The 14,669-nt window shown below is 49.2% G+C and carries 15 protein-coding genes; 8 read left to right on the top strand and 7 right to left on the bottom strand.

Annotated features, from left to right (window positions below; all coding sequences use genetic code 11):
- Positions 1–198: 198 nt before the first annotated feature.
- A complete protein-coding gene (glnD, locus tag AC51G0_RS03295; protein ID WP_496301861.1) occupies positions 199–2,820 on the top strand; it encodes a bifunctional uridylyltransferase/uridylyl-removing protein GlnD in 2,622 nt (873 codons plus the stop codon).
- A gap of 182 nt (positions 2,821–3,002) precedes the next feature.
- A complete protein-coding gene (locus AC51G0_RS03290) occupies positions 3,003–3,383 on the top strand; it encodes a DUF3461 family protein (protein ID WP_496300664.1) in 381 nt (126 codons plus the stop codon).
- Positions 3,384–3,442: 59 nt separating this feature from the next.
- On the opposite strand, the gene AC51G0_RS03285 is transcribed toward AC51G0_RS03290, so the two are convergent.
- From AC51G0_RS03285 to AC51G0_RS03275, 3 genes are all read right to left on the bottom strand, one after another.
- Entirely contained in the window at positions 3,443–3,901 is a 459-nt protein-coding gene (locus AC51G0_RS03285) for a flavodoxin (protein WP_496300663.1), read from the bottom strand.
- A gap of 108 nt (positions 3,902–4,009) precedes the next feature.
- Positions 4,010–4,750, bottom strand: coding sequence for a tRNA pseudouridine(65) synthase TruC (gene truC, locus AC51G0_RS03280; protein ID WP_496300662.1), 741 nt, complete (start codon positions 4,748–4,750; stop codon positions 4,010–4,012).
- Positions 4,751–4,753: 3 nt separating this feature from the next.
- Positions 4,754–5,074, bottom strand: coding sequence for a YqcC family protein (locus tag AC51G0_RS03275; protein ID WP_496300661.1), 321 nt, complete (start codon positions 5,072–5,074; stop codon positions 4,754–4,756).
- A gap of 107 nt (positions 5,075–5,181) precedes the next feature.
- Between AC51G0_RS03275 and AC51G0_RS03270 the strand changes: the two genes are divergently transcribed.
- Both AC51G0_RS03270 and AC51G0_RS03265 read left to right on the top strand, forming a co-directional pair.
- On the top strand, positions 5,182–6,231 hold the full coding sequence (locus AC51G0_RS03270; RefSeq protein WP_496300660.1) for a DUF3549 family protein: 1,050 nt from the start codon (positions 5,182–5,184) through the stop codon (positions 6,229–6,231).
- A gap of 30 nt (positions 6,232–6,261) precedes the next feature.
- Positions 6,262–6,564: a DUF3301 domain-containing protein gene (locus AC51G0_RS03265; protein ID WP_496300659.1), complete on the top strand. Its 303-nt coding sequence runs from the start codon at positions 6,262–6,264 to the stop codon at positions 6,562–6,564.
- Between the two features lie 993 nt (positions 6,565–7,557).
- On the opposite strand, the gene AC51G0_RS03260 is transcribed toward AC51G0_RS03265, so the two are convergent.
- Positions 7,558–8,013 (bottom strand): hypothetical protein, encoded by a 456-nt coding sequence (locus tag AC51G0_RS03260; protein WP_496300658.1) that lies wholly within the window; start codon positions 8,011–8,013, stop codon positions 7,558–7,560.
- Positions 8,014–8,973: 960 nt separating this feature from the next.
- A complete protein-coding gene (locus tag AC51G0_RS03255; protein ID WP_496300657.1) occupies positions 8,974–9,222 on the bottom strand; it encodes a hypothetical protein in 249 nt (82 codons plus the stop codon).
- Between the two features lie 162 nt (positions 9,223–9,384).
- On the opposite strand from AC51G0_RS03255, the gene AC51G0_RS03250 reads away from it, so the two are divergent.
- A complete protein-coding gene (locus tag AC51G0_RS03250; protein WP_496300656.1) occupies positions 9,385–9,615 on the top strand; it encodes a DUF2789 domain-containing protein in 231 nt (76 codons plus the stop codon).
- Between the two features lie 31 nt (positions 9,616–9,646).
- Positions 9,647–9,919, top strand: a complete 273-nt coding sequence (locus AC51G0_RS03245) for a hypothetical protein (RefSeq protein ID WP_496300655.1) — start codon at positions 9,647–9,649, stop codon at positions 9,917–9,919.
- 86 nt (positions 9,920–10,005) lie between these two features.
- Here the strand turns inward: AC51G0_RS03245 and AC51G0_RS03240 are convergent, their stop codons facing one another.
- Positions 10,006–10,779 carry a Zn-ribbon-containing protein gene (locus AC51G0_RS03240; protein ID WP_496300654.1) on the bottom strand — a complete coding sequence of 258 codons (774 nt, stop codon included), beginning with the start codon at positions 10,777–10,779 and terminating at the stop codon, positions 10,006–10,008.
- A gap of 3 nt (positions 10,780–10,782) precedes the next feature.
- On the bottom strand, positions 10,783–11,337 hold the full coding sequence (syd, locus tag AC51G0_RS03235; protein ID WP_496300653.1) for a SecY-interacting protein: 555 nt from the start codon (positions 11,335–11,337) through the stop codon (positions 10,783–10,785).
- A 63-nt stretch (positions 11,338–11,400) separates the two neighbouring features.
- Here syd and queF point away from each other — a divergent pair, with 63 nt between their 5' ends.
- Together queF and AC51G0_RS03225 are read left to right on the top strand one after the other, a co-directional pair.
- A complete protein-coding gene (gene queF / locus AC51G0_RS03230; protein WP_496300652.1) occupies positions 11,401–12,246 on the top strand; it encodes an NADPH-dependent 7-cyano-7-deazaguanine reductase QueF in 846 nt (281 codons plus the stop codon).
- Positions 12,247–12,351: 105 nt separating this feature from the next.
- Positions 12,352–14,631, top strand: coding sequence for a tetratricopeptide repeat-containing diguanylate cyclase (locus AC51G0_RS03225; protein WP_496300651.1), 2,280 nt, complete (start codon positions 12,352–12,354; stop codon positions 14,629–14,631).
- Positions 14,632–14,669 lie beyond the last annotated feature (38 nt).

Here is a 14,669-nt window from a genome sequence, read left to right as displayed (position 1 = left end):
CGAGTTTACTTGGCCGGTATCCTGTGTTGCTGCTTTTTAACGTAGAGCCACTATGTCTTCAAAGCCGCGCCTTGCCTACCAGCCAAGTGATTCTCGCTGAAACGAGCATCTTGAAGTTGTTTGGGTATATACCTTCCTATTTATTCCTGTGCAGTTATAGTAATACCAATACTGACTCACAACATGGCACGGACTGCGATGACAGATATTTTCTCCGCCTCTGAACAGCTCTCCCCGAAACCCTTCTCACAAGAAGCCCTGCGCAGTGAGCTGGAGCAATTTACCGCACAGCAGAAGCAGCTGTTTGCTAACCACACCCCAGTCACCGAACTGGTGGAAGCCCGCGCTGGTTTTATTGATAGCCTGCTGCAGCGGTTATGGCAGCACTATGGCCTTGATGCGCACAGCGAGTTGGCACTGATTGCGGTGGGGGGTTATGGCCGTGGCGAGCTCCATCCACTTTCCGATGTCGATATTTTGCTGCTCAGCGAGCATCAACTGGATGAGCCGACAGGCAAAACTGTCAGTGAGTTTCTCACCTTTCTGTGGGATCTGAAGCTAGAGGTTGGCCACAGTGTCCGTACCATTGATGACTGTATTGAAATTGGCCTTGAAGATTTGACAGTGGCAACTAATCTGCAGGAGTCACGCCTGCTGTGCGGCAACCCGGAAACTTTCCAGTGCCTGGAGGAGAAAATCAACTCCGGCAAGTTCTGGCCCAGTGAGCAGTTTTATCAGGCAAAACTGGAAGAGCAGAAAATCCGCCACGCCCGTTATCACGATACCACCTACAACCTTGAGCCCGATATTAAATCCAGCCCCGGCGGGCTGCGAGACATCCATACATTGAGCTGGGTTGCCCGACGTCACTTCGGTGCCACCAGCCTGCTGGAAATGAGCCGGTTTGGCTTTCTGACTGATGCCGAATACCGTGAGCTGGTCGAATGCCAGGATTCCCTGTGGCGTATCCGCTTTGCTCTGCACAGCGAACTCCGCCGCTACGACAACCGCCTGACTTTCGAACACCAGGCCTCTGTCGCTAGCCAGCTGGGCTACACCGGTGAGGGCAACCGTCCAGTCGAAATGATGATGAAGGAGTTCTATCGTACCCTGCGCCGGGTACTAGAACTCAATAAAATGTTATTGCAGCTGTTCGACCAGGCTATTATCAATAAAGGCCAGATCACAGAGGCCGTCACTTTAGATGATGATTTTCAGCTCCGAGGCCACTTGATCGAAGCGACCAAGCCCGCTTTGTTCCAGGCTCGCCCTGAAACCATTCTTGATATGTGCCTGCATGTGGCTCGCAACTCCGATATTGAAGGGATCGCTGCCCCGACCCTGCGCCAGCTGCGCACGGCCCGGCGCCGCCTAAATCGCTTTTTGGTTGATATTCCCGAAGCCCGGGAAAAGTTCATGGAGCTGGTCCGCGAGCCCAACGCCCTGCAGAGAGCGTTCCGCCTAATGCATCGGCATGGGGTATTATCGGCTTACCTTCCCCAGTGGAGCCAAATCGTCGGCCAGATGCAGTTCGATCTGTTCCACGTCTACACTGTTGACGAACACAGTGTCCGGCTGCTCAAAAACCTCAATAAGTTTTCCGATCCCGACAACCGTCAGCGCCACCCGATCTGCTGTGAGGTGTATCCGCGCATCGTCAAAAAAGAGATCCTGATCCTAGCCGCTATCTTCCATGATATCGCCAAGGGCCGCGGAGGCGATCACTCCGAGCTAGGTGGCGTGGATGCCTATGACTTCTGTATCCAGCACGGCCTCTCCCGTCCTGAGGCCAATTTAGTCAAATGGCTGGTCAACAAACATCTGCTGATGTCGGTGACCGCCCAGCGCCGTGATATTTACGATCCGGAAGTCGTTACCGACTTCGCAATGCAAGTCAGGGATGAAGAGCGACTCGATTACCTGATCTGCCTCACCGTCGCCGATATCTGTGCAACCAACCAGGAGCTGTGGAACAGCTGGAAGCGTACCCTGCTGTCTGAGCTCTACTACTCGACCCAAAAAGCCCTGCGCCGCGGGCTGGAAAACCCGCCGGATGTCCGAGAGCGGATCCGCCATAATCAGCAAATGGCGTCAGCGCTCCTGCGCAGCCATGGGTTTACTCCACGAGAAATTGAAGTCTTATGGCAGCGCTTCAAGGCTGATTATTTCCTGCGCCATACCCACAAACAAATTGCCTGGCATGCCGAAGCTATTCTGACCCATGAAGATCATGACAAGCCCTTAATTTTGCTGAGCAAGAAAGCCACTCGCGGGGGCACAGAAGTCTTTGTCTACAGCAAGGACAAAGCCAAGCTGTTTGCGATTGTGGTCTCAGAACTGGACAAGAAGAACCTCAGCGTCCATGACGCCCAGATCATGAACAGCAAAGATGGCTATGCCCTAGATACCTTCATGGTGCTCGATCCGACCGGCAAGGCCCTGAGCGAAAACCGCCATAACACTGTACGCCGGGCGCTAGTGAGTGCCTTGACCCATATGAAGTCAGAGCGCAAGAAAAAACGTGCACCGCGCAAGCTGCTCCACTTCAATGTCAAAACCCAGGTCAACTTCCTGCCGACCAAAACCGGCAAGAAAACCATGATGGAATTGGTTGCCCTCGACATGCCGGGGCTGCTCGCCCGCGTTGGTTCAGTCTTTGCCCGGCAAAAAGTGAGCCTGCAGGCAGCTAAGATCACCACGATTGGCGAAAGAGCCGAAGACTTCTTTATATTGGTCAACGAAGACAGCGCCCAGCTTAGCGAAGAACAGCAGCAACAACTCAGAGATGCCCTGATCGCCCGGCTAGACGCAGCGAAATAAAGCATCACATCCGTCGCCAACAGAGCGAAACCCAACCAATCCCCGAGCCAATAGCCAAGCGGCTCGGGGAACCTCGATCTCGCCCACATATTAAGTGCCACATCAGGACTCTGCCCTCTGTAATTGCTACATTTATACCGATTGGTACTTTTACCAAAGCAGTTAATAATAATGAGGCCCTTATGTACCCAAACCTCACCAGTATCGGTATTGAAAACCCTGAAACCATCGAGCGTTACAGCCTACGCCAAGAAGCCACCAACGATATCCTGAAAGTGTACTTCGCCAAGCAGAAAGGCGAACTCTTTGCCAAAAGTGTCAAGTTCAAGTTTCCGCGCCAACGAAAATCAGTTGTCGTTAACAGCGGCAGTCGCGAATATAAAGAAATCACCGAAATCAACCGTAACCTGACCTTTGTAATTGATGAGCTCGATCAGCTCACCAAAAGCAAGCATACGGATGTTGATATTAAGAAGAAAATACTGAAAGATTTACGACACCTAGAACAGGTCGTCACCCATAAGATTGCCGAGATCGAAGCCGATCTGGAAAAATTGAAATAATCCTGATATGCACTCCTGGTTATGGTTTCAGGAGTGCCCGACTACAAAATGGTATCCGCTCAAGCCACCTGTTTGATAAAACGTACTAGCCAGGGAATAGCCACTTCTAACGCATCAAAATTGACGCAGGCATCAATATCCAGACGCTCAGTCACAGGCTTAGCCTGAAGCTGCGACAGCAGTTCATCAAACTGGCGTCCTGCTCCGCAATACCGCTCCTCGCCATAACTCGAGTCCCCCATCGAAATTACCCCGTATTTCAGTCCAGGCATTAATGGAAACTGCTCGTTTAACGAGAGGTAAAGGGGCAATAAATTATCCGGGATCTCGCCCTGGCCGGTGGTCGATGTGATCACCAGCGCAGCATCATTTTGATATTCAAGAAAGTCATCAAGCTGTGGCTCGAAATACAACTGTGCAACATGCCCTTTGGCAACCAACTGCTCAACGACTTCCTGGGCGACTTCCTCTGCCCCGCCATAAACAGAACCTACAAAAACACCCACCTTAGCCATCATTTCCAGCCTCGCTCTCCATTGCACACTTTCAATTACTGTGGCTGGTTGTCCTGTCGGATGCAAATAAAACGAACCAATTACGGGACTTAGCCCATTAAATACATGGAGCTAGGCTTTTGGCTCCATCAATGTCGCAGGCCATTCGAATGCTGCCATCACTCGGTTCCAGGCCTCATCAGTGCTAGCTTGGATATCCAGGGCTTCACCGGTAACCGGGTGCTCAAGCTGCAAGCGAGAAGCATGCAACATCAATCGGCGACACTCATAATTATCCCGGAACATCCGGTTATGACGCCCGTCACCATGGTTCACATCTCCGATAATGTGATGGCTCAGATGGTGCATATGGCGACGCAATTGATGCTTGCGGCCCGTTTCAGGTTTCATTTCCACTAAACAATAACGGCTAGTCGCATAGCGACCGACAGGGATATCCGTTTCGACGGTGGCTAACGGTTGGTATGCCGTCACAGCCTCTTGGGCTTCTTGTTCTTCAACCGCATTTTTATCCGCGATCTTATCCAGCTCTTTCTTTAAAGGATAATCCAGGACTGCGGCTTCTTTGATCCAGCCGCGCACCACGGCATGATACGTTTTATGGATATCTCGGCCAGCAAATTTTGGCATCATTAACGCGGCAATTTCACTGGACAAGCCGAACAACAGAACTCCCGATGTTGGGCGATCTAGTCGGTGTAGCGGAAAAACATGCTGACCCAACTGATCACGCAGTGTTTGCATTACAAAAACCGTTTCATGGCTATCTAACCAGGAACGGTGTACCAGCATTCCCGCAGGTTTATTTACGGCGACCAGATACTGATCTTGATAAAGGATCTCTAATTCCATCGTCTATTTCACTCTAAACAACTGGTCAAACTCACGGGTCACAGCCAAGACAGCACTGCAGCCTGGCTGTGCTTTCATGGCCTCTTCCACATAAGGGGATATTTCAAACTGTGTCGGCAACGTCGCCTTTAGCGTCACCAGCTGCTTCATTCGCGGAATAAAAATCCACTGCAACCATTGGCTGCAGGTCAAAGTATCAATCGCAAAGGGCTCGGAACTAGCCAATGCCGCCGCGTCTGGTGACTTGCTTTCCCAGATATCAGCTTCCCGCATTACGGTTTCAAGCCGATCCAGCAATAGTTGAGTCTGATGGTATCTATCCATCGTCATTCTCCCTAGAGAAACTAATAACTACTAGCAATAAAGCGCGCAAGGATACCATCTTAACCGCGGAGTCCATATAATCAGGACACCATTTAGGAGTAAGCATAATGCCCATGGATAAATTTCATACCCTGACCCAACTGCTGGATAACGCTGGTTGCCAGTATAAAATCTATGATCTTGGCCGCCGCGTCAGCGAAATCGATACCAACCAGTTCAAGGCCGTAGAAGAAAACCGCCAACCCTATCCATGGCCACTGCAGCAGCATGCTCACCTGTCTATCTCTTTCTGGCAGCAGGGCAACCCGCCGTGGATTTGGTTCCTTCGCTTGCCACTTGATGAACGTGGTTTGTTAAAACAAGCTGCCGTGGGAGATTTTATCAAGTATGTCATTGAAGCGATGGGCGCAACACTTAACAGTGTTCCAACGGAAGAAGAGCAGGAAAAGCTGGCGGCCAACCCGTATACATTCAAACCCAAAGACGACAAAATGGCGATTTTCCATGCTATTTTGGGCGAGCAGCTTTCATTGCCAGCCAGCCACTATTATGAACATGCCCAACATTATCTGAGTGGCAATGTTGGCTGGGAGCAATGGCAAGGCGTTGGCCTCCAAGGTCTAGCGGATGTCTGCGCGCGCATGAAGCAGGAAAACAACAGTACCTTGCTGCGTAAGGCTCTGACCAACCTGCCAATGACACCACTTTACGCCCTACTGGGTTGCCTGGAGCACTGCGAACTGCCAGATCCCCTCAGTCAACGTATCGTCGAGCGCCTTGAAAGCGAAATCAACCAGCCTGAGCCTGATCTCTTTCTGATTTCAGCACTGATCCGCGCACTATCCGGTAGTGATAGCAACCTGCTTAGCCAGCAGCTAACGCGGCTGCTCGCAGTTCCGGCACTATGCCACCCTGAAATTCTCGTTGCCATCGCTGGTCGCTGCTGGAATGGCTTGGCCAATGTCGAGGTTGCCAGCCAGTTCCTATTGCGCCTGGCAGAAACTGAAGATCAGACTTTGTTTAATCAATTGTTCGCAGATTTGGTGATGCTGCCAATTTTACGTGGCATTATGCTTCAGGTTCTACATAGCCAGGCCAACCCAGCTTTGGTTGAGGCCATTGCCAGGCTGCAGCAACACGCCCGTGGTCAAGCGTAATCAAAGATATAGGAAGGTAGAAAGTAGGAAATGGATAACTTACTAGGCATTTTAGCCCTCGCTTTTTTTGGCTATCTGTTCTGGCAGCAACGCCGCCAGACAGAGTTTGCCCAGCGTTTTGTCGAACAGCGCTGCGAGAATCTTGGCCTGCAGTTACTGACTATCGCCAGGGGCTCACACAAGCTGAAAGATCAAAAAGGACACTGGAACTGGCACACCGTCTACCTATTTGAGTTCTCGGCCAGCGGGCATGATTCGTATCAGGGGTATGTGGTAATGAAAGGCTTTCGTGCGATGCATTTCCATGTCCCTCCGCATCATATGCCGGAGTAAAAGCGGGAAGCGGGAAGCGGGACAAATCCTAAGATCCAAAAAGCGAGAGTCCACAACAACTCTCGCTTCACGAAGCGCAGCGCCCTCGCCTCTTACACGAAGTGTAAATACGCTTCACGCGCAAAGCGCGTATAAAAAAGAACGGGCGCGACTTGCGTCGCGCCCTTAGGTCTTACATGCAGCATTCCCGCTACTATGGTGCTCCCTGCATCATTCCATTGAATTGCTGTAATCCGTCAGCATATTCCTTGTATTCTTCGTCCTGAAGATGTCCATCGGTCTCCTGACCCGTCAGTACTTCCTGTCCCGACTCTCTTCATCCATCCTGGAGGTGTCCCTGACTTCGTCCTGAAGTGGTCCTTATGTCATCCTGACCAGCAAACGTCCTGCCTGCTGTTAACCGAATCCTTCGGCTGTCCCTTCACAGTCCATGTTCGATATATCATCCTGATACACCGGTCTCATCCTGAGACTGCCAAGTTCCCTGGCTTTTTCCTGTTCCGTTCCGTCAGTTCCTTCCGACACCATTAAGATTACGCTAACCCGGTAAAAAATGAACCACAGTAGAAAATAATTTAATTAGAAAGAAAACACCCAAACACAAGCCAATAAGACATTACACTTAATAATCAATAACTTGATTCTATTTGAGAGATATCTATTAAGGATATTCCCCCTTTTATCCCACAGCTTTGTAAGAGATCTCGCACACGGAAGTGGGGGAATAGAGGTAATAGGCTAAATGCGGGAAGCGCGCATAAAAGAACGGGCGTGACTTTCGTCACGCCCTTAGGTCTTACATGCAGCAATCCAGCTACTGAGGTGCTCCCTGCATCCATCCATGAAATGCTATATCCTTTAACGGCAATCCCTAATCTCTATCCCAGAGTTGTCCTTCGGTGGTTCCTTGACCCGTCGAAGCATCCTGTTCCGACTCTCTCTTCCTTACCTGGAGGTGTCCCTTTACTTCGTCCTGAAGCGATCCTTTATGCCTCACATCCTGGAGGCGTCCTTGACTTCGTCCTGAAGTGATCCTTTATGCCTCACATCCTGGAGGTGTCCTTTAACTTCGTCCTGAAGTGATCCTTTATGCCTCGCATCCTGGAGGTGTCCTTTAACTTCGTCCTGAAGTGATCCTTTATGCCTCGCATCCTGGAGGTGTCCTTTAACTTCGTCCTGAAGTGATCCTTTATGCCTCACATCCTGGAGGTGTCCTTTAACTTCGTCCTGAAGTGATCCTTTATGCCTCGCATCCTGGAGGTGTCCTTTAACTTCGTCCTGAAGTGGTCCTTTATGCCTCACATCCTGGAGGTGTCCTTTAACTTCGTCCTGAAGTGGTTCTTTATGCCTCACATCCTGGAGGTGTCCTTTAACTTCGTCCTGAAGTGATCCTTTGTCATCCTGACCAGCAGACATCCCGTCTACTGTCGATATCCTTTTCGTATCCAATACCGTCCTGGTGAGCTAGCTATCCTCGCTGGCTCTCCTCATCCTGAGGTAAGTCACATCCTGCAACTTCTTCTAATCCGTTGTGTCATCTCCCTGCGACAAGGAAGATATTACGCGGTTTATCTTTCCAAACAATAAGGTGAAAAACACATTCTTAGCCACAAAAAATAATCACCGACACGCATTAAGCAGTTAAACAACTGAATTTAAAGGGTTTTATAAGTTGTGAACAGTTATGTGAGATTATGACAAATCACCTTCTCCCACACCGATGTAAGAGATCTCTCACAAGCTTGATAGGTCATATCCAGTAATCGTTTTCATTAGATAAAAAATCGCATAATTATCAATCGGCAGGTTAATCATCTGACAACATAAGATTCACACAGTGAATACACCAACGATAACAAACCAGCTCAAGAAGTATTGCGAAAGGCCTGCGAGTCAGGAGCAACGACAAACAGTAAGAGTAAGAGTAAGAGTAAGAGTAAGAGTAAGAGTAAGAGTAAGAGGCAGCGGGATGCGGGATGCGGGATGCGGGATGCGGGATGCGGGATGCGGGATGCGGGATGCGGGAAGATCCTAAAATCAAAAAAGCGAGAGTCCACAAAAACTCTCGCTTTTTCTCGCTTCACGGAGCGAAACGCCCTCGCCTCTTACACGAAGTGTAAATACGCTTCACGCGCAAAGCGCGTATAAAAAAGAACGGGCGCGACTTGCGCCGCGCCCTTAGGTCTTACATGCAGCATTCCCGCTACTATGGTGCTCCCTGCATCATTCCATTGAATTGCTGTAATCCGTCAGCATATTCCTTGTATTCTTCGTCCTGAAGATGTCCTTCGGTCTCCTGACCCGTCAGTACTTCCTATCCCGACTCTCTTCATCCATCCTGGAGGTGTCCCTGACTTCGTCCTGAAGTGGTCCTTGTGTCATCCTGACCAGCAAACGTCCTGCCTGCTGTTAACCGAATCCTTCGGCTGTCCCTTCACAGTCCATGTTCGATATATCATCCTGATACACCGGTCTCATCCTGAGACTGCCAAGTTCCCTGGCTTTTTCCTGTTCCGTTCCGTCAGTTCCTTCCGACAGGGTTAATATTACGCTTTCCCCGTAGCAGAACAACGCAGTAAAACAGAAATTTTCAGCCTTTCGCACTGCGATAATTACCTGGAAAAACAAATAATCAAATAAAAACAATAATTTAATCATGATTGGTTCAGTATTGCCCTAGTGACATCTCAAGTATTTCCTACGCCTTTGTAAGAGATCTCGCACAAGCGCTGCAGATATGAGGGTGAAATTATTCTCTATACTTATCTCAAGTAAGTGGAAGTGAACTGGTAATAACAATAATTTGCGATGGAGTGAGCGATGGAAACCTTTAATCACAACCTGTCTAGCCTGTTTAGCCAGCTAGGCATGAATAGTTCCAAAGAGTTTATTGAATCTTTTTTGAACGAGCACCACCTGGATCAACACGAGCAACTGTCAGAAGCCACCTTTTGGCAGCCCTCCCAGAAACGTTTTATCAAAGAATCACAAGATCAGGATGCAGACTGGTGTGAAGTGATTGATCAACTCGATGCTTTGCTACGAAAATAGCGACTCATCTCTAACAACGTCAGGAAGCGTTATGTCGTCAGAAATTACCCAGGCCCTGGAACAAGCGATCACATCGCTGATTGCGGAAGGAAAAGAGCCATCAGTGGCCCTTATCAAATCTCGCCTAGCCGAGCCGCTGCCAATGCCACTCATTATCAAGGCGCTGCAGGCATGGAAGAAAAATGCCAAGGTACCGAAAATTGAAAAAAGCGAACAGCCATTAAGCCAAGAAGAGCGTATCAAACAACTTGAAGCACAGGTGGCGGCACTGACGGCAAGATTAGAGCAGTTGGAACAGCAATAATCTGATTTATCACCTACAGCGTAGAAATCAGCAATTACAGAACCATTCAGGGCACCCTGAATGGTTCTTTTTACAGATACGCCGGATTACTGAAAGTCCCAGGAGAGGTTGGAAACAATTCGGCATTCATCGCATTTAAAATGAAAAATACCATGCAGGGGCTCATCCACATGCCATTCCCCGCCACATTTAGGGCACGGACGGGCTGTCTCGGCTTCCAGGCTCTGTCCTCCCACCTGGTACTGATAATAATAGGTCGGGATCTTGGTGATATATTCAATACGGCCACGCAAGTCCCATCCGCGCCGGAATAAATCGCTGTCAACATCGCGGATCTCATGCAGCGCCGCATGTTCAGCCTGACAACCACCAGCCATCTGAATTTCATCACAGGCCTGCCACTCGGTCTGCCACTTCACCACAGCTTTATGATCGCCATTGAGTGTTGGTGCAACCCGGTACAACGGGATGGGCATCAAGGTTTCACCACACCTCAGCGGCGAGCAGGTGTGGACATAGGTGGTATAAATAACCTGCCAGGAAGGGGAGAAATCTTCAGCCGCGGCTTCAGAATTAATATCTCGTCCCAACACTTTGATTTTAGGTGCGAGCAAGCTCGCCTGGTTCAGACGTTTAATACATGCATTGACATGATCGCTATGAAACTGAGGATGCAGGCTATCTTGCTCCGGGCACACAACCCGCACCCGAAACACTCCATCATCCATCACAATCGGAAACTCACGCCCCAAGACCTGGCCATTATAACGCAGCGCATCCAGCAAGCCATTTACCGCCATATCAACGGCTGATACGGTCGTGTTATCAAAACACTCGAACTGCAATTCAACAACGTACATAGATCAGTACTCTCTTACTACCGGTTCAAGTTGTTGCAGGAAGGTTTCAATATCCGCCGCTAATACATCACGAATATCTTTGCCCAACGTTTCTAAAATTACCTGCCCTGTCAGATTACAGATGGAAATCACCTGATCTTCGGCATCCAATACACCAATAAAGACGGTTGGTTTTAGTTTCAGCCGACGCTGCATCACCAAGTGGCCAAGAATATTTTCCTGCAAGCGCAGGCTGTCGTTTTCACTGAACACCTGTAGTAAATCAAATTCCAGCTCACGGAACCTAGCAGCCATGTCACCACTGAACTGCGCGCCGTAAAAGATCTTGATATCTTCATGCAGGCATAATTCTATGCCTTTTTCCACCCCAGAAAGATCGCCCATCGGCTCGCGCTCAACCGGTTTCCAAGTCACTTCATAACCAGAATCTGTTTCAACACATGGCGACTCCAGGCCAACTAAGTCTTCGCTCCTAGGAAAACCTTGACCGGCGTCACACCAGGCCTGCAAAAAACGGGACGAAAAGTCAGATAAAGCGACCGCAACAGGATGATTCATTCGCAACCTCATTAAAGATTAAGTACACTTCGCATATTCTAATCCAAGTGTGTCCAGGACAGTATGAGCAAATATAAAGACGCTAAAGAATTAGCAGGTTTAACTCTCGGTCAGAGCACCGAATATAAAGATCAGTATGACCCATCGCTACTTCAGCCGGTACCGCGTAGCCTTAACCGAGATGATTTAGCATTGGGCGATAGCCTGCCATTTACCGGTTATGACATCTGGACACTGTATGAGCTGTCATGGCTCAATAGCAAAGGCTTGCCGCAAGTGGCCATCGGCGAAGTACGCCTGCCAGCATCCAGCCCAAACCTGATTGAGTCCAAATCGTTCAAACTTTACCTCAACAGCTTCAACCAAACTCAATTTGCCAGCTGGCAAGACATTGCTGACACCCTGCAGAAGGATTTATCCACCTGCGCCGGTGCAGACGTCGATGTTACAGTACAACCACTGGAAGATTTCGATAATCAGCCGATTGTTAACTTCACTGGCGACTGTATCGATAACCAGGATATCGAAATTTCTGATTATGAGTTCAACCCGGCCTACCTTGAAGGTGCTGCTGAGGGCGAAGTCATTGCCGAAGAGCTAAACAGCCACCTGCTCAAATCCAACTGCCTGATCACCAGCCAGCCTGATTGGGGCAGTGTTAAAATTTCGTATAAAGGTAAAAAAATCAACCGTGAAAAACTACTCCGTTACCTGATCTCTTTTAGAAACCACAACGAGTTTCACGAGCAGTGTGTCGAGCGTATCTTTACGGATTTGATGAAGTACTGCCAGCCAGAGCTTCTTACCGTCTACGCCCGCTATACCCGCCGCGGTGGCCTGGATATCAATCCATACCGTACCAACCAGGGCAAAACGCCGAGCGATAACTTCCGCCTCGCTCGCCAGTAACCCTATCCTGGTAGAATAAGTCCAGCAAAAACGTGTACTTTGCTGGACTTGATTCCCCAAGCCAGTAATATTAGACCAACTGTTTTTTTGGGTTTAAGAATAAGTATGTGTCTGAGCCGTTGGCTGGTAAGTGTGCTGGTTATCCTAGCAACTTCTTTTAGTGCAAATGCAAAAATCTATACCACGCCAATTTTGGCCGATGCCAATGAGCTGCTCCAAACCAGCCCTGACAAATCCCTGGAGATCACCACCCGCTACTTAGAACAACGTCACTTGAGTAGCCCCAAAGAGCTGTCCAGAGTGCATGTCAATGACGAAACCGACCACACCATTCGTACGCCGCTGAACACCATCAATGCCTTGCAAATCAAAGCCCGAGCCTACTCGCTCCTCAGCCTGCCAGATGAGGCGATTAACACGGTCAAGGATGCAGAGCGGCTGGCAATCGACAATGAGCTTTCCTTTACCACCCTTGAGACCCGCCTGATCCATGCCAGCATTTATTGGGAAAACCTGAAAAACAGTGCCACGGCGCTGAACATGCTGGATCAGGTCGATAAAGAAATAGAGCAATCTGAGGCGCTTCAGCTCACCAAACAAATTAAGGTACTTCAATACCAGTCGCTATTGCAGCGGGCAATTATCGAATCCCACCTTAATAACGAGAATAAGGCCGAGAAGCTCTTTACCCGTGCCAAACGCTACCTGATGAACCTCGATGATGACAACGAAGTTATCAACTACCAGTTGACCATTGGTCATCATTACCTACTACACCGCCATTTTGACCTGGCGCTAGACCGGCTGCTCGGAGGCTACTGGTTAGCCGTCGAGCAGGAAAACAATGCAAAAGTCGCTCTGGCTAATTTCGAACTGGCCAACCTGTTCGAGCAACGCAAGGTGTTTGATAAAGCACTCGAGCATGCAACCCAGGCAGGCGAGTTTTTCGAGCACTTCAACCAAACCCTGCCCCTGGCTAAAACGCTAGCTTTGATTGCATCAATTTACGAGCAGCAGGGACGTTTTAATCTGGCTCTTGTCCATTATTTCAATGCATTGGACCAAGAAAATCAGCTCAGACATGATATCCGCTCAGCCCGGCTGCGCCTCAATATCGCCCGGGTATACTTACAGCTTTATAACTACCCCAAAACTGAACAGTATCTTCACCATACTCGCCAGCTAGCGAAACAGAGCGGCAATGAGGCGATTCAGGCTGAAGCCCAAATCCTGCAAGGAAAACTAGAGCTGGCAGAAGGACAGATAGAAAAAGCCGTCTCAACCCTGCAGGCGGGACTAATCGCAGCAAGCCGCATCGATGATTTGGATTTGCAGTTAATCGGCGAGTCCGAGCTATCCAATGCATTCGAACAACAGAACGACTATTACAATGCCCTGCTCAGCCAGCGCCGTTATGAGCAATTGTTTTCAAGCAAGCAAGAAGAGCAGATAAAGAGCAATGTGGAAGTCTTTAAGCAGCAGCAACGCATGCTGGAGCGCTCACTGCAGCTGGAGGAAATGGAACGCCAGCAGTTTGAAAACGAAAAAGCCTTGTATAAACAGAAGAATGTCACCATTTTCTTGCTCTGTTTTATACTCATCATCCTGATTGTTTTACTGCGCCGTCACCGTGTCGCTAAGCAGCTGCAAACCCGTTTGCTGCGTTTGCGTACAGAGTTTTATACCCACCCAAGAAGCGGATTGCGGAACCTGCGCATGCTCACCGCCCGTCTGCCAAACTCCCTGCAGCAAAGCAGCGCTAATTTTGAGCAATGGCATTTGGGTGAAATCATCAATGAACCACTCAGTGATCGGTTGCGTTTCGCCTTGTTTGAGGTACCTTTCCTCAAACATATTTATCTAGAGCATGGCTACCAAAAAGGACTGGAAATCGAACGTCAGTTTGGTGAATACCTTAAAGAGCAGGTTTGCAAACCTGCTCGCTTATATCACTTTTCAGATGCTATGTTCCTGTATATTGAACCAAACTCGAGGTTAGATACTGCTCCGCACCAGCTGGCCGATTCGATTCAACGCCTCGTCGATAACTTCCTGGACAAGCGTCAGATTGATAACCGGGTACGCATCGGTATGGCCGAATACCCTTTCCTACCAAGGGCCTATACTGCTATCAATGACCATGAGCTACTGGATATCCTGCTGATGGCCGCCAATGCTGCGCGCCTCATCAGTAAAAAAGAAATCGGCAGCCAATGGGTACATCTCAGTGCGATTGATGCCGCGCCTGCCGCCAGTTTCGCCAGTGATAATATCCGCAAGGCCTGCATCCAAGGTATTGATAATGGGCTTGTCAAAGTACAGAGTTCATCGGCCAGTGAGATCATCTGGAATAATGATCACGATTCTGACAAAAATGTCATTTAGAGTGCTGCAGTTGTCAGGCAAATCGCCGATAACAATGA

Source organism: Photobacterium sp. HL06 (assembly GCF_059552575.1).
This window is presented reverse-complemented; position numbering and strand designations above follow the sequence as displayed.

What these genes read in the sequence shown, in the direction of transcription:
- glnD (WP_496301861.1), top strand. Translation starts at nt 199, where the DNA reads ATGACAGATATTTTCTCCGCCTCTGAACAGCTCTCCCCGAAACCCTTC.
- AC51G0_RS03290 (WP_496300664.1), top strand. Translation starts at nt 3,003, where the DNA reads ATGTACCCAAACCTCACCAGTATCGGTATTGAAAACCCTGAAACCATC.
- AC51G0_RS03285 (WP_496300663.1), bottom strand. Translation starts at nt 3,901, where the DNA reads ATGATGGCTAAGGTGGGTGTTTTTGTAGGTTCTGTTTATGGCGGGGCA.
- truC (WP_496300662.1), bottom strand. Translation starts at nt 4,750, where the DNA reads ATGGAATTAGAGATCCTTTATCAAGATCAGTATCTGGTCGCCGTAAAT.
- AC51G0_RS03275 (WP_496300661.1), bottom strand. Translation starts at nt 5,074, where the DNA reads ATGGATAGATACCATCAGACTCAACTATTGCTGGATCGGCTTGAAACC.
- AC51G0_RS03270 (WP_496300660.1), top strand. Translation starts at nt 5,182, where the DNA reads ATGCCCATGGATAAATTTCATACCCTGACCCAACTGCTGGATAACGCT.
- AC51G0_RS03265 (WP_496300659.1), top strand. Translation starts at nt 6,262, where the DNA reads ATGGATAACTTACTAGGCATTTTAGCCCTCGCTTTTTTTGGCTATCTG.
- AC51G0_RS03255 (WP_496300657.1), bottom strand. Translation starts at nt 9,222, where the DNA reads ATGATTAAATTATTGTTTTTATTTGATTATTTGTTTTTCCAGGTAATT.
- AC51G0_RS03250 (WP_496300656.1), top strand. Translation starts at nt 9,385, where the DNA reads ATGGAAACCTTTAATCACAACCTGTCTAGCCTGTTTAGCCAGCTAGGC.
- AC51G0_RS03245 (WP_496300655.1), top strand. Translation starts at nt 9,647, where the DNA reads ATGTCGTCAGAAATTACCCAGGCCCTGGAACAAGCGATCACATCGCTG.
- AC51G0_RS03240 (WP_496300654.1), bottom strand. Translation starts at nt 10,779, where the DNA reads ATGTACGTTGTTGAATTGCAGTTCGAGTGTTTTGATAACACGACCGTA.
- syd (WP_496300653.1), bottom strand. Translation starts at nt 11,337, where the DNA reads ATGAATCATCCTGTTGCGGTCGCTTTATCTGACTTTTCGTCCCGTTTT.
- queF (WP_496300652.1), top strand. Translation starts at nt 11,401, where the DNA reads ATGAGCAAATATAAAGACGCTAAAGAATTAGCAGGTTTAACTCTCGGT.
- AC51G0_RS03225 (WP_496300651.1), top strand. Translation starts at nt 12,352, where the DNA reads ATGTGTCTGAGCCGTTGGCTGGTAAGTGTGCTGGTTATCCTAGCAACT.